Annotated in this window: 16 protein-coding genes; 13 read left to right on the top strand and 3 right to left on the bottom strand. The window is 61.3% G+C overall.

Annotated elements, in window-relative coordinates; translation table 11 throughout:
- Positions 1 to 7: 7 nt before the first annotated feature.
- The 6 genes from guaA to B9Z37_RS12095 all read left to right on the top strand — a co-directional run bounded on the left by guaA (position 8) and on the right by B9Z37_RS12095 (position 7,572).
- On the top strand, positions 8 to 1,621 hold the full coding sequence (gene guaA, locus B9Z37_RS12070; protein WP_108313261.1) for a glutamine-hydrolyzing GMP synthase: 1,614 nt from the start codon (positions 8 to 10) through the stop codon (positions 1,619 to 1,621).
- Positions 1,622 to 1,669: 48 nt separating this feature from the next.
- Positions 1,670 to 2,326: an FMN-binding negative transcriptional regulator gene (locus B9Z37_RS12075; RefSeq protein WP_108313262.1), complete on the top strand. Its 657-nt coding sequence runs from the start codon at positions 1,670 to 1,672 to the stop codon at positions 2,324 to 2,326.
- A gap of 6 nt (positions 2,327 to 2,332) precedes the next feature.
- Entirely contained in the window at positions 2,333 to 2,683 is a 351-nt protein-coding gene (locus tag B9Z37_RS12080) for a hypothetical protein (RefSeq protein WP_108313263.1), read from the top strand.
- Positions 2,680 to 4,050: a tRNA adenosine(34) deaminase TadA gene (tadA, locus tag B9Z37_RS12085; RefSeq protein WP_108313264.1), complete on the top strand. Its 1,371-nt coding sequence runs from the start codon at positions 2,680 to 2,682 to the stop codon at positions 4,048 to 4,050. The genes B9Z37_RS12080 and tadA overlap by 4 nt, the downstream gene beginning before the upstream one ends.
- 15 nt (positions 4,051 to 4,065) lie before the next feature.
- The gene (locus B9Z37_RS12090) at positions 4,066 to 4,977 is read left to right on the top strand and encodes an LD-carboxypeptidase (protein WP_108313265.1); all 912 of its coding nucleotides are present in this window, start codon (positions 4,066 to 4,068) and stop codon (positions 4,975 to 4,977) included.
- A 102-nt stretch (positions 4,978 to 5,079) separates the two neighbouring features.
- Positions 5,080 to 7,572 (top strand): penicillin acylase family protein, encoded by a 2,493-nt coding sequence (locus B9Z37_RS12095; protein ID WP_108313266.1) that lies wholly within the window; start codon positions 5,080 to 5,082, stop codon positions 7,570 to 7,572.
- A 49-nt stretch (positions 7,573 to 7,621) separates the two neighbouring features.
- Here B9Z37_RS12095 and B9Z37_RS12100 read toward each other — a convergent pair whose 3' ends face one another.
- Complete coding sequence (locus B9Z37_RS12100) at positions 7,622 to 8,299, bottom strand: helix-turn-helix domain-containing protein (RefSeq protein WP_108313267.1); 678 nt, start codon at positions 8,297 to 8,299, stop codon at positions 7,622 to 7,624.
- A gap of 346 nt (positions 8,300 to 8,645) precedes the next feature.
- Between B9Z37_RS12100 and B9Z37_RS12105 the strand changes: the two genes are divergently transcribed.
- Positions 8,646 to 10,715, top strand: coding sequence for a RecQ family ATP-dependent DNA helicase (locus B9Z37_RS12105; protein ID WP_240606706.1), 2,070 nt, complete (start codon positions 8,646 to 8,648; stop codon positions 10,713 to 10,715).
- A gap of 135 nt (positions 10,716 to 10,850) precedes the next feature.
- Positions 10,851 to 11,345, top strand: coding sequence for a hypothetical protein (locus B9Z37_RS12110; protein WP_108313268.1), 495 nt, complete (start codon positions 10,851 to 10,853; stop codon positions 11,343 to 11,345).
- A gap of 37 nt (positions 11,346 to 11,382) precedes the next feature.
- On the opposite strand, the gene B9Z37_RS12115 is transcribed toward B9Z37_RS12110, so the two are convergent.
- The gene (locus B9Z37_RS12115) at positions 11,383 to 12,300 is read right to left on the bottom strand and encodes a Bug family tripartite tricarboxylate transporter substrate binding protein (protein WP_205872589.1); all 918 of its coding nucleotides are present in this window, start codon (positions 12,298 to 12,300) and stop codon (positions 11,383 to 11,385) included.
- 299 nt (positions 12,301 to 12,599) lie between these two features.
- Between B9Z37_RS12115 and B9Z37_RS12120 the strand changes: the two genes are divergently transcribed.
- The gene (locus B9Z37_RS12120; RefSeq protein WP_108313270.1) at positions 12,600 to 13,793 is read left to right on the top strand and encodes a YbfB/YjiJ family MFS transporter; all 1,194 of its coding nucleotides are present in this window, start codon (positions 12,600 to 12,602) and stop codon (positions 13,791 to 13,793) included.
- 68 nt (positions 13,794 to 13,861) lie between these two features.
- Here B9Z37_RS12120 and B9Z37_RS12125 read toward each other — a convergent pair whose 3' ends face one another.
- Positions 13,862 to 14,569, bottom strand: a complete 708-nt coding sequence (locus B9Z37_RS12125) for a VOC family protein (protein ID WP_108313271.1) — start codon at positions 14,567 to 14,569, stop codon at positions 13,862 to 13,864.
- Between the two features lie 90 nt (positions 14,570 to 14,659).
- On the opposite strand from B9Z37_RS12125, the gene B9Z37_RS12130 reads away from it, so the two are divergent.
- From B9Z37_RS12130 to odhB, 4 genes are all read left to right on the top strand, one after another.
- Positions 14,660 to 15,265, top strand: coding sequence for an isochorismatase family protein (locus B9Z37_RS12130; RefSeq protein ID WP_108313341.1), 606 nt, complete (start codon positions 14,660 to 14,662; stop codon positions 15,263 to 15,265).
- Positions 15,266 to 15,443: 178 nt separating this feature from the next.
- On the top strand, positions 15,444 to 17,342 hold the full coding sequence (locus B9Z37_RS12135) for a propionate--CoA ligase (RefSeq protein ID WP_108313272.1): 1,899 nt from the start codon (positions 15,444 to 15,446) through the stop codon (positions 17,340 to 17,342).
- A 208-nt stretch (positions 17,343 to 17,550) separates the two neighbouring features.
- Positions 17,551 to 20,418: a 2-oxoglutarate dehydrogenase E1 component gene (locus B9Z37_RS12140; protein WP_108313273.1), complete on the top strand. Its 2,868-nt coding sequence runs from the start codon at positions 17,551 to 17,553 to the stop codon at positions 20,416 to 20,418.
- Positions 20,419 to 20,462: 44 nt separating this feature from the next.
- Complete coding sequence (odhB, locus tag B9Z37_RS12145; RefSeq protein ID WP_108313274.1) at positions 20,463 to 21,710, top strand: 2-oxoglutarate dehydrogenase complex dihydrolipoyllysine-residue succinyltransferase; 1,248 nt, start codon at positions 20,463 to 20,465, stop codon at positions 21,708 to 21,710.
- Positions 21,711 to 21,734: the final 24 nt, after the last annotated feature.

Below are 21,734 nucleotides of genomic sequence, written 5' to 3' on the forward strand. Positions count from 1 at the left end.
TTTTCGAATGCAGCACTCCAAAATCCTGATCCTCGACTTCGGTTCGCAAGTCACCCAGCTCATCGCCCGCCGCGTGCGCGAAGCGCATGTGTTTTGCGAAGTGCATCCTTGTGATGTGACCAGCGACTGGGTGCGCGAATACGCCAAAGACGGCAACCTCAAAGGCGTGATCCTTTCGGGCAGCCATGCCAGCGTCTACGAAGTCGATGACCGCGCACCGGATGCTGTGTTTGAGTTGGGCATTCCGGTTCTGGGCATTTGCTATGGCATGCAAACCATGGCGCAGCAGTTGGGCGGCAAAGTGGAGGCGGGCACGACACGCGAATTTGGCTACGCCGAAGTCCGTGCCCATGGCCATACCGAACTGCTCAAGGGCATCGAAGACTTCGCCACGCCCGAAGGCCACGGCATGCTCAAGGTCTGGATGAGCCACGGCGACAAGGTCACCCAAATGCCCGACGGCTTCAAGGTCATGGCGTCGACCCCGGCTTGCCCGATTGCGGGCATGGCCGATGAGTCGCGCCATTTCTACGCGGTGCAGTTTCACCCTGAAGTCACGCACACCGTGCAAGGCCAGGCGCTGCTCAACCGCTTTGTGCTCGACATTTGCAAAGCCCGCCAAGACTGGATCATGGGCGACTACATCGAAGAAGCCGTGGCCAAGATCCGCGCGCAAGTGGGTGACGAAGAAGTCATCCTTGGCCTGTCCGGCGGTGTCGATTCGTCTGTGGCTGCCGCCTTGATTCACCGCGCCATCGGCGACAAGTTGACCTGCGTGTTTGTGGACCACGGCCTGCTGCGCCTGAATGAAGGCGACATGGTGATGGACATGTTCGTCGGCAAGCTGCACGCGCACGTCATCCGCGTCGACGCCAGCGATCTGTTCCTGGGCAAGCTGGCGGGCGTGAGCGAGCCCGAAGCCAAGCGCAAGATCATTGGCGGCTTGTTTGTCGATGTGTTCAAAGAGCAAGCCGCGAAATTGAAGGCGGGCGACGGTGGCCACAAAGGCGCGACCTTCCTGGCCCAAGGTACGATTTACCCCGACGTGATCGAGTCGGGCGGTGCCAAGAGCAAAAAGGCCGTGACGATCAAGAGCCACCACAACGTGGGCGGCTTGCCCGAGCAACTGGGCCTGAAACTGCTGGAGCCACTGCGCGAACTGTTCAAAGACGAAGTGCGCGAACTCGGCGTGGCGCTCGGTCTGCCGCGTGAAATGGTCTACCGTCACCCCTTCCCAGGCCCCGGCCTGGGCGTGCGCATTTTGGGCGAAGTCAAAAAAGAATACGCCGACCTGCTTCGCCGCGCCGACGCGATCTTCATCGAAGAGCTGCGCAACTTCACCGACGAAACCGGCAAGACCTGGTATGACCTGACCAGCCAAGCCTTCACCGTGTTCTTGCCAGTCAAGAGCGTGGGCGTGATGGGCGACGGCCGCACTTATGACTACGTGGTGGCCTTGCGCGCCGTGCAAACCAGCGACTTCATGACTGCCGACTGGGCTGAGCTGCCCTATGCGCTGCTCAAGAAAGTGTCGGGACGCATCATCAACGAGGTGCGGGGGATCAACCGAGTGACGTACGACGTGAGTTCAAAACCACCGGCGACCATCGAGTGGGAATAATCAACAAGGCACCTTCGGGTGCCTTTGTTTTGGTACATTCATTCTGATATGTACCTGCCCCAACAATTCCGAAACACCGACTCCGCCATCGCGCAGCGCATCATGCGGGAACACCCTTTGGCGTCTGTCGTTTCGGTGGGCGAGAACGGTTTTCCGGTGCTCAGCCATATCCCGATGCACTGGCAAGCTGTGTCCTTGTGGGGTGAAAACGCTCCCGAGCACGGCGTTTTGCTGGGACACTGCGCCCGGGCCAACCCGCAGGCGCAACTGCTGGCGTCTAAGCCGCAGGCTTTGGTGAGTTTCATGGGGCCGCAGGCCTACATGTCGCCCGGCGTTTATGCCGACAAGCAGCGGGTGCCCACCTGGTCTTATCTGGCGGTGCAGGCCAAGGTGCACACGCGCATCGTCGACCCGCACGAAGACCGCGACCGTTTGCTCAAGTGTTTGATTGCCGACCACGAGCCGTCTTATGCGAAGCAGTGGCGCGAATTGCCAGCCAGTTACACCGAGGCCATGCTGAACGGCATTGTGGCTTTCGAGATGCAGATCACCGATTTGCAATGCGCCGTCAAGCTCAACCAACACCGCCCAGAGGCGCAAGCCGCCATGCATGCCGCGTATGCGGCAGGCCCTGCGAACGCGCAAGCGCTGGCCCGCTGGATGGAAGACATCGGGCTGGTGCCGCCAGCCCCAGTTCAAGGATGACGCACCATGTTTGAGCATTACAGCAAACCCCTGATTCCCCAGGCGGCGTACCACCGGCGCTTGGTCGGTGCGGCGGGTCTGGCCTTGCTGCTGATTGGTGTGTCGTTGCTGGCGGGCATGTTGGGTTACCACGCGCTGGAAAACATGCCCTGGGTGGACGCTTACCTGAGTGCCGCCATGATTTTGTCGGGCATGGGACCGGTGGGTGAGCCGCTCAGCACGGCTGGCAAGTTGTTTGCGGGCACTTATGCGCTGTACAGCGGCTTTGTGGCTTTGATCTGTGTGGGAGTGTTGGGTGCACCTGTGCTGCACCGTTTTTTACACCGCTTTCATTTTGAAGAGGACTCGGACGCATGACTGCTTGGAGCGACGAACTAGGCATGCGTCTGGCTTTGGACCAAGCCCGCGTTGCGGCGGCAGCGGGTGAGGTGCCCGTGGGCGCGGTGGTCGTCAAAGACGGCCAAGTCATCGCCACCGGTCGCAACGCCCCTATCGCCAGCCACGACCCGACGGCGCATGCCGAGGTGGTGGCGCTGCGTGAGGCGGCCCGCGTGCTGGGCAATTACCGGCTCGACGGCTGCACGCTGTATGTGACGCTGGAGCCCTGTGCCATGTGCAGCGGGGCCATGCTGCACGCCCGGGTGGACCGGGTGGTGTTTGGCGCAGCCGACCCGCGCACGGGCGTGGCGGGCTCGGTGCTCAACCTGTTTGGCCACCCGCAGCTGAACCACCAGACGCTGGTCACGGGTGGCGTGCTGGCCGATGAGTGCGGGCAGTTGCTCAAGGACTTTTTCAAACCCCGGCGCGTGAATGCCGACCCGGTGCGCGAAGACGCTTTGCGCACGCCCGATGCCGCATTTTCTGACTTGCCCGATTACCTCTGGCAGCCCCGTTATGTGAACGACCTGCCCAGCATCGCCGGGTTGCGCATGCATTATTTGGACGAGGGCGACACGGATGCGCCGCTGACCTGGCTGTGCCTGCACGGCAACCCGGCCTGGAGTTACCTCTACCGCAAGATGATCCCGGTCTGGCTGGCTGCGGGGCACCGCGTGGTGGCGCCTGACCTGATTGGCTTTGGCAAGAGCGACAAACCCAAAAAGGACAGTTTTCACCAGTTTGAAACGCATCGCCAGTCCTTGCTGGACTTGGTTGAGCGGCTGGATTTGCAGCGCGTGGTGCTGGTGGTGCAGGACTGGGGCGGCATTCTGGGCCTGACCTTGCCGATGGATGCGCCCAATCGATACCAAGGTCTGCTGGTCATGAACACCACCTTGGCCACGGGCGAGCTGCCCTTGAGTGCAGGCTTTTTGGCTTGGCGCGATTGGTGCCAAAGTCAGCCGCAGTTCGATGTGGGCAAGCTGTTCGCTCGCGGCAACCGCAGCATGACGCCCGTTGAGACCGCAGCCTACAACGCGCCGTTCCCTGACAAAGGCTTTCGCGCCGCGCTGCGCGCCTTTCCACCCATGGTGCCGGAGTTCACCGATTCGCCGGGCGCCGCCATCTCCAGACAAGCGCTTGACTTCTGGCGCAACGATTGGCAAGGCCAGAGTTTCATGGCCATTGGCCAGCAAGACCCGGTGCTGGGCGAGCCGGTGATGCGCCAGTTGCAAAGTCAAATCAAGGGCTGCCCCGAGCCGATGCTGCTGCCTGATGCAGGGCATTTTGTGCAGGAGCAGGGCAGGGCGATTGCGCAGGCGGCTGTGCGACACTTCAAGCCCTGAAAAAGAACACAGCCCATGGCCCACATTTACATTTTTTCCCCCTCCAGCGCGGTGCGCGACAAAGCTGCTTTTCGCCGAGGCCTCAAGCGCCTGAAGGCCCAAGGCCATGAGGTGGAAGTCGACGAGGCAGCGCTGGCCAGCCACATGCGTTTTGCGGGTGATGACGCCACCCGCATCGCGGCCATCACCCGTGCTGCGGCCAGTGGGGCCGATGTGGCGTTGATTTCGCGTGGCGGCTACGGCCTCACGCGCATCCTGCCCGGCTTGCCCTACAAGGCCATTGCCAAAGCGATTGATGGCGGCACGCAGTTCGTGGGCCTGAGCGATTTCACGGCCTTCAACCAAGCGGTAGTCGCCAAGACCGGGCGCATCAGCTGGCAAGGCCCGGCCCTGGGCGAAGACTTCGGCCCGGAGCATGAACCCGACGACATCATGCAGGCCTGTTTTGACGACCTGCTGCTGGAGCAGGGCGAGGGCACGGGCTGGCAGCTGCCCAAGGCCGAGGCCGAGCGCCGCGTGGTGGTGAAAGATGCGCCGCTGTGGGGCGGCAACCTGACCGTGCTCACGTCTTTGCTGGGCACGCCGTATTTCCCGCAGGTCAAAGGTGGTGTACTGTTCCTCGAAGACGTGGGCGAGCACCCTTACCGGGTTGAGCGCATGCTCACGCAGCTCTTGCATGCGGGTGTGCTGGCCCAGCAAAAGGCCGTGCTGATCGGTCAATTCAGCAATTACAAGCTGGTGCCTGCGCACGACAAAGGCTTCAAGCTGGCCACCGTGGTCGACTGGCTGCGCAGCCAGATCAAGGCGCCCGTGCTCACGGGTTTGCCCTTTGGCCATGTAGAGACCAAGGTGCTGCTGCCCGTGGGTGCCAAGGTGGACCTTGTCACCGAAGGGCGTGACGCGCTGATGGTTTGGGGCCATATTTAAAGCGACCAAGTTCACAGAGCCTTTTGCCCGCATGCGTTGCAGCGCTGGGGCTCTGAAGTCACGTGCAGAGGCTGATGCCTTTCAAAAAATGAGGAGACAAGCATGAAGTGGATCGCAAGAACCCTGTTGGTGGTCATTGCCGCCGTGTTGGCAGCAGGTGGGGTCATCAGCGTGCACTTGTTGCGCGGCTTGCCCCAGCTCGACGGCCAGGTCCACCTCAAGGGCTTGTCGGGCCCGGTTCACATCACCCGCGATGGGGCCGATGTGACCCACATCAACGCCAGCAGTGCCTTGGATGCCTGGCGTGCCATGGGTTTTGTGCACGCACAAGAGCGGGGTTGGCAACTCGAATTCAACCGGCGCGTGATGCGCGGCGAGTTGTCTGAAATTCTGGGCGCGGCCACGCTGGACACCGACAAACTGATGCGCACGCTGGGCATCATCGGCATGGCCCAGCAGCAATTGCAGGGTTTGTCTCCAGCGACCCAAGCCGCGCTGGCAGCTTACAGCGAAGGCATTCAGACCGCTTGGCAAAGTGGCGCGGTGCGCCCGTCGCCGGAGTTCAAGCTGCTGGGCACCCAAGCCGGGGGCAAAAATGGCCCAGCTTGGACGCCCGAAGACAGCGTAGGCTGGGCCTTGATGATGGCGCTGGACCTCGGTGGCAATTGGGGGCAGGAGTTTGCCCGTTTGTCTGCCGGCCAGGTGCTGAACAACGAACAACTGTGGCAACTGTTGCCTGCCTACCCCGGCGAAAAGCCCGCCACAGCGGTGGATTTGCCTGCTTTGTACCGCGGCTTGGGCGTTTATGCCCCTGCAGCGGCCAAGACAGGTGCTTTGCCTGCCGCCAAGTCGCAATTGGCCCTGTGGTCCGCTGATTGGGTGCGCGACATGGGCATTTTGGAAGGCAAGGGCAGTAACAACTGGGTCGTGCCCGGCAGCCGCACGGTTTCGGGCAAACCTCTCTTGGCCAATGACCCGCATTTGGCCTTGAGCGCGCCTGCCATCTGGTATTACGCCCATCTGAAAGCCCCTGCGGGTGAGTTGCCCGGAGGGCAAAAACACCCGGCGCTCGACGTGATTGGTGCCACCTTGCCTGGCTTACCCTTTGTGGTGCTGGGCCGCACCACGGGTGTTGCCTGGGGTTTCACCAACACCGGCCCCGATGTGCAGGATTTGTACCTGGAGCAACTGGATGCCGCAAAGCCGGGCCAATACCGCACGCCAGAGGGTTGGGCTGCTTTCGGTGAACGCAGCGAAACCATCCGCGTCAAGGGGCAGGCCGATGTGGCGCTCAAGGTCCGCAGCACGCGCCACGGGCCTGTCATCAGCGATGTGCAGCCGCAATACCAGGGTGTGGTGGATGCGAACCGTTATGCCATCAGCCTGCGCTGGTCCGCCCTCACGCCAGACAACAAAACCATGGATGCGGGCATGCAAGCCAATTGGGCGCAGACCGTGCCGCAGTTGCAGCAGGCTTTTGCCGATCACCACGCGCCCATGCAGAGCGTGGTGATGGCCGACACCTTGGGTGAAGTGGCCTACCGTGCGGTGGGCAAAGTGCCCACGCGCGCGCCCCAAAATGACATTCGTGGTGTGGCACCGTCTCCGGGTTGGCTGGCTCAGTACGACTGGACAGGTTGGTTGCCGTATGCGCAAAACCCGGCTGTGGATGGCGCTCAGATTGAGAAGAAGGGCTGGCACGCGACGGCGAACCAGAACATCCTGCCGCCAGGCTATGCCCACTTTGTGGGGGGGGACTGGACCACACCCGAGCGTTTTAAGCGGATCGAGCAGCTGTTGGCGGCCATGCCCAAACACAGCCGTGAATCCATGCAGGCCATTCAGAACGATGTGTTGTCTTTGGGGGCCAAGGCCTTGCAAGCCCAATTGGCCAAGCACCTTTCTGGTCAACCGTCATCGCACCCTTTGGCACCCGCTGCCTTGAAGTTGGTGGCCGAATTTGATGGTCAGATGCGCACCGACAGCGCGGCTGCACTGGTGCTGAACGTCTGGGCCGATGAACTGACGCGGGGCTTGTTGGTCCCGCACTTGGGGGCTGAGCGCTTTCAGTCCCTGTATGGCAAGCGCCATTTCAGGGCTGCCGTCGAAGGCATTCTGGACCGGTCCGATGCATTCTGGTGTGGCGCTTCTGGGTGTTCCGTGCAGGTGGCTTTGGCGCTGGACCGGGCGCTCGATCGCATCGCCGCAAGCCAGGGGAGGGATGTGAGTGCCTGGCGTTGGGGTGCTTGGCACCCGGCCATCAGCAGCCACAAGCCCTTGGGCAAAGTGCCTTATCTGAATGCGCTGTTCGATGTGCGTGTCGAAAGTGCCGGGGATTTGTTCACCGTCAACGTCGGACAGTATTGGGCCAATGACAAACAAGCGCCTTTTGCCAACCGGCATGCCGCATCCATGCGCGCGGTGTACGACTTGGCGCAACCCGGTCAGTCGGTGTTCATTTACCAGACCGGGCAGTCAGGCCATGCGTTTGACCCGCGCAGCCGCAGCATGGCGGCACGGTGGGCTCAAGGGGGATATGCGGGTTTGCAGCAGCAGCCTCAAACAGTGCTGCACCGCATGAGGCTTGTGCCTTAGATCTGGGGGCCGAGTGGGGCGCAGTGCCCACTCGGCAGCGTTTTGGGGCTCAGTTGCGGCGCTGGGCGACAAAACCGGCCAGATAGGCCGAAAGCCACAGAGGTGACAAATCGTTGTTGACCACTTGAATGCTACCTGCGTTGTCTCCGGGCTTGGTGGGTGGCAGCAAATCGGTTTCGGGCGTCAAGATCAAGGTGTGGGCCAGCGTGTGACGTGAGCCCATGAACTTTTGCAAGATTTCCAGAATTTTCTCCTGCTGCTTGCGGGGCGAGTTCATTTGCAAGATCAGCAAGTCATGCTTTTGATTGAGCAACTCCAGCAGTGCTTCGGTCAGTGACTCAAAAAATGAGACTTTCAGGGGCAGTTGCCATTGCGTGGCGTCTTTGGACAGCCGCTTGATCAGCTCGGGCGATTCGATCACTATCGAAACTTGGTAGGGTCTGTTCGTCGGTGCACTTGTTTGCTGGCTCGAAGTATTCGATGTTTGGTAGCTTAAAACCGAAGCCAGTGAAATGCGGCGATGCCCGCCAAAGGTTTTCCAAGCTTGCAGGATGTTGTTGTCAACCAGTTTTTGAATGGTGGCCATGGACAAACCCAAACGTTTCGCAGCTTGTGAGCTGGTCAAGAATTCAGAAATCTGAGGCTCGGCCTTGTCGGATGCCGCAAACATTTGTGCGGGTGAATTCACTGGATAGTCGAGATCGTTCATAGGCTGGCTGTTGTCCATGGAAGCTCATATGGGGGCGTTTTATCGTCACATGGCATCTGATCTTGTTGACGCCTTCAGTGCCTGAAGTATCAAAATCGCCATGAATTTTCGATTTCAATTTTCAAGAAGATTGATTCAGCTGCCTATCCCTAATTGGGGATTTGTGGATCGAATTTATCGAAAAAATTGAAAATACTTGAAACGAGTTGCCCAAAATGACGATGTTTTCCCCCGTCGCAGCCCACATGGGGGCCGTGTGGCTTGAGATGTCGGATGTCTGCCGCAAGGTTCAGGATGAGGGCGAGTTTGGCCGCAAAATGGACCCCATCACAAACGCCGCCAAAGGCGTCAGGGGAGTTTTCAAATGACCACAACCGACCATCCGGGAAGTGAATTCGCAGCGCAACACATGCTCATCGTTTTGGCCCGCCTGGCCGGTCCGGGTGCGCAGCCGCGTTCTGACCAGGTGGATGCAGTGCACGCGGTGTTGCAGCCCGCCTCGCGGGTGCTGGTGGTGCAGGCCACGGGCTGGGGCAAGTCGGCGGTGTATTGGGCAGCCACACATGCCATCCGCAGCACGGGCGCTGGCCCCACGCTGGTGGTGTCGCCCTTGCTGGCGCTGATGCGCGATCAGGTGAGCGCGGCTGAACGGGCGGGGCTGAAAGCGGCCACGGTCAATTCGACCAACATTGACGATTGGGACGAGGTCTTTCAGCGGCTGGACGAGGACGCCATCGACGTGCTGCTGGTCTCGCCCGAGCGGTTGGGTAACCCGCGTTTTGCGGCGCGGCTGGGCGCTTTGCTGGCCCGGGTGGGCTTGATCGTGATCGACGAGGCGCATTGCATCAGCGACTGGGGTTTTGACTTTCGGCCTGACTACCAGCGGCTGGCGCGGGCGCTCTTGTCCACGCCCACGGCCAGCGTGCTCGCCACCACGGCCACGGCCAATGAGCGGGTGACGCTGGACATCGGCAAGCAGTTGGGCGCAAGCACGGTGACCTTTCGCGGCACGTTGGCCCGCACCTCGCTTACGCTGTCGGTGGTGCCGGGTTTGTCGCCTTTGCAGCGCTACGCCTGGATTGCCGACGCCCTGGAGCAGTTGCCCGGCTCGGGCATTGTGTATGTGCTCACGGTGGCAGAGGCCGAGCGGCTGACGGCTTTTTTGCGAAGCTGCGGCCATGCGGTCGATGCCTACAGCGGGCAGACCGACGCCGACACCCGCCTGAAGGTGGAAGACCGTTTGCGCCACAACCAGGTCAAGGCGGTGGTGGCCACCTCGGCGCTGGGCATGGGTTACGACAAGCCTGACCTGGGCTTTTGCGTGCATGTGGGCTCACCCTCCACCCCGGTGGCCTATTACCAGCAGGTGGGGCGGGCAGGGCGCGCCGTGGCGCACGCCGAAGGGGTGTTGCTGCCTTCCGATGCCGACGAGCGCATTTGGGACTATTTCGCCACTGCATCGATCCCAGACCCACAGGCCGCAGACAAGGTCTTGCAAAGCTTGGGCAGTGAGGAACGCAGCCTGGTCGAGATCGAGGCCGAGACGGGCGTGCGCCGGGGGCGGCTGGAGGCGCTGCTCAAAATTTTGGCCGTGGAAGGTGTGGTCGAAAAAACCGGCTCTGCCTGGCACACCACAGGTGTGCCTTATGTGCACGACACGGCCAAATGGACAGCGCTGGCCCAGGTGCGCCAGCAAGAGGCGGGCATCATGCGCCAATACGCGCACGGCCAGGGCTGCCTGATGGCGTATTTGCAGACCGCGCTGGACGACCCGTCGCCCGCGCCGTGTGGCCGCTGCTCGGTCTGCACAGGGCATGTGCCGCATCCGGGGCTCATGCCATCCCAAGACAAGTTGATGGCCGCCCGCAACTTCTTGCGCGGCATGGACGTGGACATCGAGCCGCGCAAACGCTGGCCTGCCGGGGTGCGGCGCAAAGGCAGCATCCAGGGCTTTGATGTGGGCCGGGCGGTCTCGTTTGCCGACGATCCGGGCTGGGTGGCCGAGCTGCAGGCTCTGCGCACCGCCGTACCCGGGGATGTGCCTGCCGAGTTGCTGGCGGGCGCGGTGGCCACGCTGGGGCGCTGGGCCAAGCGCTGGCCCACCCGTCCGGTGTGCGTGGTGCCGCTGCCTGCGCCCGACATGGCGTCGAACCGGCGCATGGCCGAACACATCGGTCAAAAGGGGCGGCTGTTGATGCTGGACGGCTTCAGCTGGACGGGCGGACCCGAGCCGGATGATGCCGCGTCCACCCCGGTCGTGGCGCATCTCGAATCAGCCATCCGCTGGACAGGCGACACCGCCATGCCCGCTGGGCCGGTGTTGCTGGTGGGCACCGATGTGCGAACCCGCTGGACGGCCACCGTGGCGGCAGCGCTGTTGCGCGAGCAGGGCGTCAGCCAGGTACTCTTGTTGGCGTTGCACCTGCGGCCTTGAAACTGTGCAGGTCGTGTAGGTCGCGGGCTTCAGCCCCGACATGGGCGTTTGCCAAAGCGGACAAAGGTCGGCGCTGAAGCTCCGACCTGCAAAATGCCTTGGTGCATGATCAGCACAAATTTTTGCAATTTCACAATGACTGACAACACACACGACACGCCCCTGCTGCAAGAACCCCGCCTCTGGCAAAACGAGCAATGGACTGCCAAAGTCATCAAAAATGACGATGACGATGGTTGGGCGGTGGCGATGTTCAAGATCGGTGAATCCGAGCCCGCCCTGGTTGGGCCCTGGACCATGGGGCGCGACAAAAAGAACCCCAAGCCGCTGGATGGCACGGCTTTCATCACGCTGGTGAAAACCGCCAGCGAGTTTGTGCGCCGAAGCGAGCAGCAGTTGCATGCCCAGCTCAACCAGAGCGTGACGGTGAACGGACCGGACAGCCGCGTGACTGTGTTGCTGCGCATCGTGCCCGATGACGACAACCCCTATGCGGTGCTGAGTGCCCAAAACGAAGCCGGCGATGAATTGGCTGAAATCAAGGTCGATGCCGGGTTCAAGCTCAACCGCCAGACCGCGCAAGCCTGGGTCGATGCTGACTTTGCCAAATCCGGCAGCGGGCGGCGCTGAACCCCACTGGGTTTGCTCCAACCCGCTTGGCGTATTTTTATTGCGCTTTGGCGCCTGAGTCCTTAACCGCCTTGGCCCACTTGGTGATCTCGCTTGCCTGGTAGCGTGCCAGCTCGTCGGGGCTGGACAGCACCGGGTCGAGGCCGAGGGTTTTCAGCTTCTCTTGCACTTCGGGCAGCTTGAACACGCGCACCGCCTCAGCATTGAGTTTGTCGATGATGGGGCGCGGCACATTGGCTGGGGCAAACAGGGCAAACCAGGTGGTCGCCTCAAAACCGGGCACAAACTCGGCCACGGTGGGCACATCGGGTGCGGCGGGCGATCGGGTCGCAGTGGTTTGGGCAAGTGCGCGGATCTTGCCTTCCTTGGCCATGGGCAAGGCCGAAGGCATGTTGTCAAACATGAGCTGGATGCTGCCGCCGATCAGGTCGGGGATGGCATATTGCCTGCCTTTGTAGGGCACATGCGTCATGCTGGTGCCGGTGAGCGACTTGAACAATTCGCCCGACACATGCACCGAGGTGCCGATGCCCGGCGAGCCAAACGACAGCTTGTTGGGGTTGGCCTTCATGTAGGCGATGAGTTCGGGCACGGTTTTGACGGGCAGGTCGTTGTTGACCACGAGCAAGTTGGGGGCTGAGGCAATCAATGAAATGGGGGAAAAATTTTTCACCATGTCGTAAGGCATTTTTTCGTACAGCGCCCCGTTGATGGAGTGTGTGCCGACCGTGCCCATGACGATGGTGTGACCGTCGCCCGGCGATTTGGCCACGATGTCCGCACCGATGTTGCCGCCTGCGCCCGGTTTGTTGTCCACCACGATGGGAAAGCCGAGTTGGGCCTTTTCACTGAACAGCCGGGCCAGGATGTCGGGCGCACCGCCCGACGGAAAGGTGACCACTAGGCGCAAGGGTTTGGTTGGAAAGTTTTGAGCGCTGGCTCCGGTGGCAGCCATAGCTCCCAAGCCCAAAAGCAGGATTCCCAGACTGCGTCGAAGGGGGGAGGCAATGCCCCCCGTTGTGGATGAAGTCAGCGAGCGGATAGGTGCAAAACGTGGACGCATGAAAGTTCTCCTTGGCGTTTCACTTTAGGGGTCTGACATCACGAGGCGCATGGTGAAAACCCTTTGCAACAGGCCGCGCTTGTCATGTTTGCGACCTTGGCCAGCGGCTGGCTAGGGCTGTTACACAGGTGTCAGTTGCCCTCGCAGAGCCAGCTGGACTCTCTGGGAATGGGTGGATACTTGGACCTCAGATGCAAGATTTATCCACTCCCCGTTCTCTGCAGCCTTGGCAAGTCATCGTTGGCGGTATTTTTGGCTTGGTGCTCACCATTGGTCTGGCCCGCTTTGCCTACACGCCTTTGCTGCCCGCCTTGCAGGTGCAAACCGGGCTCAACGATGCCAGCGCAGGGGCGCTGGCCGCCATCAATTACGCGGGCTACATCTCGGGGGCGCTCGCCGCTGCGTGGATCGACGATGTGCGCTGGCGGCACCGGCTCTACAGCATGGGTTTGTGGCTGTCGCTCTTGACGGTGGCGGGGATGGCTTTGTCGACTTGGATGCCCGCCTGGGCGCTGTGGCGTTATCTGGGTGGCCTGTGCGGGGCAACCGGCATGTTGCTCGGGGCGGGCCTGGTCTTGGGGTGGCTGATGCGCCAGGGGCGCAGACCCGAGTTGGGGGTGCATTTCATCGGGTTGGGGCTGGGCATTGTGGTGTCGGCGGTTGGCGTGTGGGGTGTGTCGCAGATCTGGGCGTTGTGGTCGCAGCAGTGGCTGGCCATGGCGGCCATCGGGCTGGTGTTTTTTGTGCCCGCCTGGGCTTGGCGTCCGCCTGTGCCGCCCGCACCGGTTTCCGCCAGCGAAATGCAAGCTGCGCCCAAAGTGTCGCGCCGCTGGATGCTGACCATGGCGGGCAGTTACTTTGCAGCGGGTTGGGGTTTCGTCATCAGCGCCACCTTCACCGTGGCCATTGTCGAGCGCGAACCGGCTTTGGCCGGGCAGGGTGCACTGGCTTGGGCGCTGGTCGGGTTGGCGGCCATGCCTGCCGTGTTTTTATGGGACAAGGTGGCGAGGCGGTGGGGTGATACGCGAGCCTTGCTGCTGGCGTTTGGCTTGCAAACCCTCTCGGTCATCTTGCCTGCCTTGTCGGGTTCGCTGGCAGCGGTGCTGGGCGGTGCCATAGGCTACGGCGCGACCTTCATTGGCATCGTCAGCATGACGCTGGCGCTCGTTGGGCGACGTGCCCCGCACAATCCAGGTAAAGCCATGGCCCGTCTGACGCTCAGTTATGGGGCGGCGCAGGTGATCGCACCCGTGGTGGCGGGGGCCATGGCGCAGGCCACGGGTACTTTCAAAGGGGCCTTATGGCTGACCGCAGCGGTCATGGCTGCAGGCATGGTGCTGTTGGCGACTTTGCCTGGGGAGGGCGCGGAGAAAAAAGTCCGCTGAGATGGGATAAGCGGTGGATGAGCCGGCAAGCTGAAAGCGTAGGAAGCGCAGGCCACTTCAAATCAGCGTCAAATGCCCCAACTTTGCAGTTGCACCATGCCCTTGGGCGTCTGCAGCGTGGCCATGATGTTGGCCGGCCCGGTTTCCACGGCGATGTCCGCTAAACCGATTGATTCGTAGGCCGCCTGCAGCTTGGCACCGCTGGGGTGGCTGACGGTCAGGCTTTGCAGTGTCACCCCCGAGCGAGGCAGGCTGTTGCGCGGATGCAAGCGAAGCGGCTCCGTTGCGTCCGGCTTGCCCCATTGAATCAAGGTGGGCAGGGTGCCGTTGAACAGACGTTCACCATCTTCGCGCACCGTGATTTGCCAGTTGAGCGTGCCCTTGCCGGATTTGCGGCTGGCGTGGACCACCTGTCCGCGTTCGATGCCTTGCGTGCGCAGCACATGCCGAGCTGCTTTGACGTCGTCGGTGCTGGTCACAAAGTGAATCAACTGAGGCCTGTCAGCCACGGCCTTTTGCAAGGCCTTGTCATCCATGTCGAACCAGCGCGGCACTTGCGAGCGCTTGGGGATCACCGCCTGTGGGTTGATGGCGATGATCTCAAAGTAAGCCAAAGGAAATTTTGGGGACGCAATTTTGAACAGGCGGTTGTGGGTGCCGTATTTTTCGTGTTCGCCACCTGGGCCGGGCGTGATGCCCAGCGTTTCCTCGCACCATTGAACGCCCGCATCGAGTGTCGAAGCCATCACCACGAGGTGGTCAATTTGTGTTTTCATTTTTTCAGAGGGTAAGGTGTTTGTTCGAGCATAACGGATGCCGTGTCAGCCTCCTGCGACAATCAGGCCCATGACTTATGAGGAATGCTGATGTTGATCGATGCAGATGAAAGCCAATTGGTGCTGGTGGATTTTCAGTCCCGTTTGAAGCCGGTGATGCTGGATGCCGACTTGGTTTGGGCCAACGCCGCCAAGCTGGCCACATTGGCCCAAGCCTTGGACGTGCCCACATGGGGCACCGAGCAAAACCCGTCGCGTTTGGGTGAAATGCCCCCTGAAATCCGCAACCACTGTCGCAAAGTGCTGGCCAAAATGCAGTTCAGCGCGGTGGAAGAGGGTTTGGGCGAATGGTTGCAGCCCGAGCCGGTTCAGGCTCCGCGTGGCAATGCGCGCAGCTTGCCGCGCCATTTGCAAAAGCCCCAAGCGGGGGCCGAAGAGCGCAAAACCATTGTGCTGGCCGGGTGCGAAGCCCACATCTGCCTGATGCAAACAGCACTGGATTTGCTGGAAGACGAGTTTGAGGTGTGGGTGGTGACCGATGCCTGCAGTTCACGCACCGAACGCAACCGCGATGCCGCTTATGACCGTTTGGCAGGGGCGGGCGCCGAGTTGGTGACCGCCGAGATGGTGGCTTTTGAGTGGGTTCGCACGGCCGAGCACCCGGATTTCAAGCTGCTGCAAAGCCTGTTCAAGTGAACTTTGAAGTGCGTTGACGGGTTCTTGGACAGTAGCCTGTCATGCGCTGAGCCGTGCGAGGCATAAAGTCAGCTTGTTGCAAGTCCTTTGCCCATAATTATGAATTCAGAAGGGCGCTGCCGTCAGTTGGCTGGCGCGCCTTCCAAGCATTCATTTGGCCGGTATTCAGGAGACATTCATGGGCAGCTTTGCTGAGTTTCACGCACGCTCGATCAACGACCGCGACGCTTTCTGGGCCGAGCAGGCCAAGCTGGTGGACTGGAAAGTCCCGCCTCAGCAAATTTGCGACTACAGCAACCCGCCGTTTGCCAAGTGGTTCGTGGGTGGCCAGACCAACCTGTGCCACAACGCGGTGGACCGCCACCTGGCCGAGCGTGCCGACCAGCCTGCGCTGATCTTTGTCTCGACCGAAACCGACCAGGAAAAAACCTACACCTTCCGTGACCTGCATGCCGAAGTGCAGCGCATGGCTGCGATCCTGAAGGACCTGGGCGTGGTCAAGGGCGACCGCGTGCTGATTTACATGCCCATGATCGCCGAAGCTGCGTTCGCCATGTTGGCCTGTGCCCGCCTCGGTGCGATCCACTCAGTGGTGTTCGGCGGGTTCGCCTCGCACTCGCTGGCCACCCGCATCGAAGATGCTTCACCCAAGGTCATCATCAGCGCCGATGCCGGCTCGCGCGGTGGCAAGGGCGTGCCTTACAAGCCGCTGCTCGACGAAGCCATCAAGTTATCGGCCCACAAACCGGCCAACGTGATCATGGTGGACCGCCAATTGGCGGCTTTCACGCCCGTGGCGGGCCGCGATGTGGACTACGCCACCGAGCGCGCCAAGCACATGGACACCGTGGTGCCTTGCGAGTGGGTCGATGCCACCCACTCGAGCTACACGCTCTACACCTCGGGCACGACCGGCAAGCCCAAAGGCGTGCAGCGCGACACCGGTGGTTACACCGTGGCTTTGGCGGCCAGCATGCCGCACATCTTCCAGGGCAAGCCCGGCGGCACGTTTTTCTGCACCAGCGACATTGGCTGGGTCGTGGGTCACAGCTACATCATTTATGGCCCGCTGATCGGCGGCATGGCCACCATCATGTACGAAGGCCTGCCGATCCGTCCGGACGGCGGCATCTGGTGGAGCCTGGTCGAAAAATACAAGGTCAACGTCATGTTCAGCGCGCCCACGGCCATCCGTGTGCTCAAAAAGCAGGACCCTGCGCTGCTCTCTAAATACGACCTGTCCAGCCTGCAGGCGCTGTTCCTGGCCGGGGAGCCGCTGGACGAGCCCACCGCCAAGTGGATTTCTGAAGGCCTGAACGGCAAAGCCATCATTGACAACTACTGGCAGACCGAGACCGGTTGGCCGATTCTGAGCATTTGCAACGGCGTGGAAAAAGCGCCCAGCAAGTTCGGCTCGCCCGGCAAGGCCATTTATGGCTACAACGTCAAACTGGTCGACGACCAGACCGGCGAAGAACTGACTGGGGCCAACCAGAAGGGCGTGTTGACCATCGAAGGCCCGCTGCCTCCCGGCAACCTGCAAACCATCTGGGGCGACGACGAGCGTTTCGTCAAGACCTACTGGAAGACGGTGCCAGGCAAGCTGGTGTACAGCACGTTTGACTGGGCGGTGCGCGACGAAGATGGTTACTACTTCATTCTGGGCCGTACCGACGACGTGATCAACGTGGCCGGTCACCGCCTGGGCACCCGCGAGATCGAAGAAAGCATCTCCAGCCACCCCAACGTGGCCGAAGTGGCCGTGGTCGGCGTGGCCGACCAGCTCAAAGGGCAGGTGGCCATGGCTTTTGCCATCGCCAAAGACACTTCGGGTCTGACCGATGCGGCAGCGCGCCTCAAGCTTGAAGGTGAGGTCATGAAGGTGGTGGACTCGCAATTGGGCGCAGTGGCCCGTCCTTCTCGCGTGTTCTTTGTCTCGGCCTTGCCCAAGACGCGCAGCGGCAAACTGCTGCGCCGGGCCATTCAGGCAGTGGCCGAAGGCCGTGACCCCGGTGACCTGACCACGATGGACGATCCGGCTGCGTTGCAGCAGATCGTTGACCTGGTCAAAGGCTGACACAAGAGGACCTCGCCCCGGCGGGGTCTTTTTTTGCCCGTGCATCCGAAAGATGTAAGTTTGATACCGGTGAACCCATGGCACAATGCGCAAGTTACTCAGGCCCTTCCCATGCCACAGTCGCATCCGCCAACCGGTTCAGCCGTGTCGCGGAAGGTAGAAATCAACCAACTTATGTTTCCCAGAGGGAAACGGAGGTCAGCGAATCATGAGCGAGACAAATTCCGTCTACGCTGCCTATTCAGGCAACACCCACCTTTTCGGAGGTAACGGCCCGTACGTCGAAGAGATGTACGAGAACTACCTGGCCAATCCAGGCAGCGTGCCCGACTCCTGGCGCGAATATTTCGACGCCCTCCAACACGTTCCCGCAGTCGACGGCTCCAATGCCAAAGATGTGCCGCACTTGCCCGTCATCAACGCTTTCGCAGAGCGCGCCAAAGCTGGTGGCACCAAGGTCGTCATGGCCAGCGAAAACGTCGAAATGGGCCGCAAGCGCACCGCCGTTCAGCAGCTGATCGCCGCGTACCGCAACGTCGGTCAACGCTGGGCTGATCTGGACCCGCTCAAGCGCACCGAGCGCCCCAACATCCCCGACCTCGACCCCGCTTTCTACGGCTTCTCTGACGCCGACCAGGAAACCGTGTTCGACACCAGCAACACCTTCTTCGGCAAGAACAACATGTCCTTGCGCGAGTTGCTCAATGCGCTTCGCGAAACCTATTGCGGCACGCTGGGTGCCGAGTACATGTACACCACCGAGCAGGCTGAAAAGCGCTGGTGGCAACAAAAGCTCGAAAGCATCCGCAGCAAGCCCAGCTTTGGCGGCGACAAGAAAAAGCAGATCCTCGACCGCCTGACGGCTGCCGAAGGGCTGGAGCGCTACCTGCACACCAAATACGTGGGCCAAAAGCGTTTTTCGCTCGAAGGTGGCGAGAGCTTCATCGCGGCCATGGACGAGCTGATCCAGCAAGCCGGTGCGCAAGGCGTGCAGGAAGTCGTGATCGGTATGGCCCACCGTGGCCGCTTGAACGTGCTGGTCAACACCATGGGCAAGTTGCCCTCGGACCTGTTTGCCGAGTTCGACCACACCGCCCCTGAAGATTTGCCAGCCGGTGACGTGAAATACCACCAGGGTTTCAGCTCGGACGTGAACACCGCCGGTGGCCCCGTCCACCTGTCGCTGGCGTTCAACCCCTCGCACCTGGAAATCGTCAACCCTGTGGTTGAAGGCTCGGTGCGTGCTCGCATGGACCGCCGTGATGACCCGCTGGGCAAGCAAGTGCTGCCCGTGTTGGTGCACGGTGACTCCGCCTTCGGCGGCCAAGGCGTCAACCAAGAAACCCTGGCGCTGGCCCAGACCCGTGGTTATTCCACAGGCGGCACCGTCCACATCATCATCAACAACCAGATCGGTTTCACCACCTCTGACCCCCGCGACATGCGCTCGAGCGTGTTCTGTACCGACATCGTCAAGATGGTCGAAGCGCCTGTGCTGCACGTGAACGGTGACGATCCCGAGTCCGTGGTTCTGGCCACACAGTTGGCCCTCGAATACCGCATGACGTTCCAAAAAGACGTGGTGCTGGACGTGGTCTGCTTCCGCAAGTTGGGCCACAACGAGCAGGACACCCCTGCGCTGACCCAGCCGCTGATGTACAAAAAAATCGGTGCTCACCCCGGCACCCGCAAGCTGTTTGCCGACAAACTGGCCACGCAAGGTCTGGGCGACACCCTGGGCGATGACATGGTGAAGGCTTACCGCGCCGCCCTGGACGCAGGCAAGAACACCACCGAGCCAGTCCTGACCAACATCAAGACCAAGTTCACCGTGAACTGGGCCCCCTTCATGGGCAAGAAGTGGACAGACGCAGGGGATACCTCCATCCCCTTGGCCGACTGGAAGCGACTGGCCGAGAAGATCACCACCATCCCTGAGTCGGTGACCCCGCACCAACTGGTCAAGAAGGTCTATGACGACCGCGCCGCCATGGGCCGAGGCGAAACGCCTGTGGATTGGGGCATGGGCGAGCACATGGCTTTCGCATCGCTCGTGGCTGGCGGTTATCCCGTGCGTCTGTCGGGTGAGGACTGTGGCCGCGGCACGTTCACACACCGTCACGCCGTGATCCACGATCAAAAGCGCGAGAAGTGGGACACCGGCACGTACGTCGCTCTGCAAAACGTCTCTGACAAGCAGGCCCCGTTCGTCGTCATCGACTCGATCCTGTCCGAAGAAGCGGTGCTCGGCTTTGAATACGGCTACGCCTCGAACGACCCCAACACCCTGGTGATCTGGGAAGCCCAGTTCGGCGACTTCGCCAACGGCGCACAGGTCGTGATCGACCAGTTCATCGCCTCCGGCGAAGTCAAGTGGGGCCGTGTGAACGGCCTGACCCTGATGTTGCCGCACGGCTACGAAGGTCAGGGCCCTGAGCACAGCTCGGCCCGCGTCGAGCGTTTCATGCAGCTGGCGGCCGACACCAACATGCAGATCGTGCAGCCGACCACGGCCAGCCAGATCTTCCATGTGCTGCGTCGCCAGATGGTGCGTGACCTGCGCAAGCCGCTGGTCATCTTCACGCCCAAGTCGCTGCTGCGCAACAAGGACGCCACTTCCCCGGTGTCCGAGTTCACCAAGGGCAGCTTCCAGACCGTGATCCCCGAGAACAAGCCGCTCAAGGCCGACAAGGTCAAGCGCGTGATCGCCTGTTCGGGCAAGGTCTATTACGACCTGGTCAAGCAGCGCGAAGCCAAGGGCGCGGACGACGTGGCGATCATCCGTGTGGAACAGCTCTATCCGTTCCCGCACAAGGCGTTTGCCGCCGAGATCAAGAAGTACCCCAACGCGACCGACATCGTGTGGTGCCAGGACGAGCCACAGAACCAGGGTGCCTGGTTCTTCATTCAGCACAACATCCACGAGAACATGCAGGATGGTCAAAAGCTCGGTTATGCCGGTCGCGCAGCGTCCGCATCGCCAGCGGTGGGTTATTCACACCTGCACCAGGACCAGCAAAAAGCACTGATCGAAGCGGCCTTCTCGAAGCTCAAGGGCTTCGTGCTGACCAAGTGATCTTCCAGAACAACCTTGCGTTTAACCTTTAAAGAGAATTCAACATGGCTATCGTAGAAGTCAAAGTTCCCCAGCTGTCCGAGTCCGTGGCCGAAGCTACCATGCTGCAGTGGAAAAAGAAAGTCGGCGAAGCCGTCGCTGCCGATGAAATCCTGATCGAAATCGAGACCGACAAGGTCGTGCTCGAAGTGCCAGCACCTGCGGCTGGCGTGATCACCGAGATCATCGTGGCCGATGGCGGCACCGTGGCTGCTGAGCAGCTGATCGCCAAGATCGACACCGAAGGCAAAGCCGGTGCTGCCGCTGCCCCGGCAGCCGCTGCTGCACCTGCGGCCGCAGCGCCTGCAGCCGCCCCGGCCGCTGCCGCAGCCAGCAAAGCGGGTGTGGCCATGCCCGCCGCTGCCAAGCTGATGGCCGACAACAGCCTGGCCGCTGGCTCGGTGTCTGGCACGGGCAAAGACGGCCGTGTCACCAAGGGTGATGTGTTGTCTGCTGTGGCTGGTGGTGTCAAGTCCACTGCCGCAGTGATCCCCACAGGCGTACCCGCCAAGACGCTGCCTCAAGTATCGGCACCTGCCGTGGCCTTGGGTGACCGCCCCGAGCAGCGTGTGCCCATGACCCGTTTGCGAGCCCGCGTGGCCGAGCGTCTGTTGCAATCGCAATCGACCAACGCCATCCTGACCACCTTCAACGAAATCAACATGGCCCCGGTCATGGACATGCGCAAGCGCATGCAAGAGCGTTTCGAGAAGGAACACGGCGTCAAGCTCGGCTTCATGAGCTTCTTCGTCAAGGCGGCTGTGCACGCCCTGAAGAAGTTCCCTGTGCTCAACGCCTCGGTGGACGGCAACGACATCGTGTACCACGGTTACTTCGACATCGGTATCGCTGTGGGCTCGCCACGTGGTCTGGTGGTGCCGATTTTGCGCAACGCTGACCAGATGAGCTTTGCCGACATCGAGAAGAAGATCGCTGAATTCGGCGTGAAAGCGCGTGACGGCAAGCTGGGCATCGAAGAGATGACCGGTGGCACCTTCTCCATCTCCAACGGCGGCACCTTCGGCTCGATGATGTCTACCCCCATCATCAACCCACCCCAGTCGGCCATTTTGGGCGTTCACGCGACCAAAGACCGCGCCATGGTGGAAAACGGCCAGGTTGTGGTTCGCCCGATGAACTACTTCGCCATGTCGTATGACCACCGCATCATCGACGGCCGCGAAGCTGTCTTGGGCTTGGTCGCCATGAAGGAAGCGCTGGAAGATCCAGCCCGCTTGCTGTTCGACATCTGATATCCCTGAATCTGCAATGCCCCC

The organism is Limnohabitans parvus II-B4 (genome assembly GCF_003063455.1).
Classification (GTDB): domain Bacteria; phylum Pseudomonadota; class Gammaproteobacteria; order Burkholderiales; family Burkholderiaceae_C; genus Limnohabitans_A; species Limnohabitans_A parvus.

What these genes read in the sequence shown, in the direction of transcription:
- B9Z37_RS12090 (WP_108313265.1), top strand. Translation starts at nt 4,066, where the DNA reads ATGGCCCACATTTACATTTTTTCCCCCTCCAGCGCGGTGCGCGACAAA.
- B9Z37_RS12135 (WP_108313272.1), top strand. Translation starts at nt 15,444, where the DNA reads ATGGGCAGCTTTGCTGAGTTTCACGCACGCTCGATCAACGACCGCGAC.
- B9Z37_RS12130 (WP_108313341.1), top strand. Translation starts at nt 14,660, where the DNA reads ATGTTGATCGATGCAGATGAAAGCCAATTGGTGCTGGTGGATTTTCAG.
- B9Z37_RS12125 (WP_108313271.1), bottom strand. Translation starts at nt 14,569, where the DNA reads ATGAAAACACAAATTGACCACCTCGTGGTGATGGCTTCGACACTCGAT.
- B9Z37_RS12140 (WP_108313273.1), top strand. Translation starts at nt 17,551, where the DNA reads ATGAGCGAGACAAATTCCGTCTACGCTGCCTATTCAGGCAACACCCAC.
- B9Z37_RS12115 (WP_205872589.1), bottom strand. Translation starts at nt 12,300, where the DNA reads ATGGCTGCCACCGGAGCCAGCGCTCAAAACTTTCCAACCAAACCCTTG.
- B9Z37_RS12075 (WP_108313262.1), top strand. Translation starts at nt 1,670, where the DNA reads ATGTACCTGCCCCAACAATTCCGAAACACCGACTCCGCCATCGCGCAG.
- guaA (WP_108313261.1), top strand. Translation starts at nt 8, where the DNA reads ATGCAGCACTCCAAAATCCTGATCCTCGACTTCGGTTCGCAAGTCACC.
- odhB (WP_108313274.1), top strand. Translation starts at nt 20,463, where the DNA reads ATGGCTATCGTAGAAGTCAAAGTTCCCCAGCTGTCCGAGTCCGTGGCC.
- B9Z37_RS12105 (WP_240606706.1), top strand. Translation starts at nt 8,646, where the DNA reads ATGACCACAACCGACCATCCGGGAAGTGAATTCGCAGCGCAACACATG.
- tadA (WP_108313264.1), top strand. Translation starts at nt 2,680, where the DNA reads ATGACTGCTTGGAGCGACGAACTAGGCATGCGTCTGGCTTTGGACCAA.
- B9Z37_RS12080 (WP_108313263.1), top strand. Translation starts at nt 2,333, where the DNA reads ATGTTTGAGCATTACAGCAAACCCCTGATTCCCCAGGCGGCGTACCAC.
- B9Z37_RS12120 (WP_108313270.1), top strand. Translation starts at nt 12,600, where the DNA reads ATGCAAGATTTATCCACTCCCCGTTCTCTGCAGCCTTGGCAAGTCATC.
- B9Z37_RS12100 (WP_108313267.1), bottom strand. Translation starts at nt 8,299, where the DNA reads ATGGACAACAGCCAGCCTATGAACGATCTCGACTATCCAGTGAATTCA.
- B9Z37_RS12110 (WP_108313268.1), top strand. Translation starts at nt 10,851, where the DNA reads ATGACTGACAACACACACGACACGCCCCTGCTGCAAGAACCCCGCCTC.
- B9Z37_RS12095 (WP_108313266.1), top strand. Translation starts at nt 5,080, where the DNA reads ATGAAGTGGATCGCAAGAACCCTGTTGGTGGTCATTGCCGCCGTGTTG.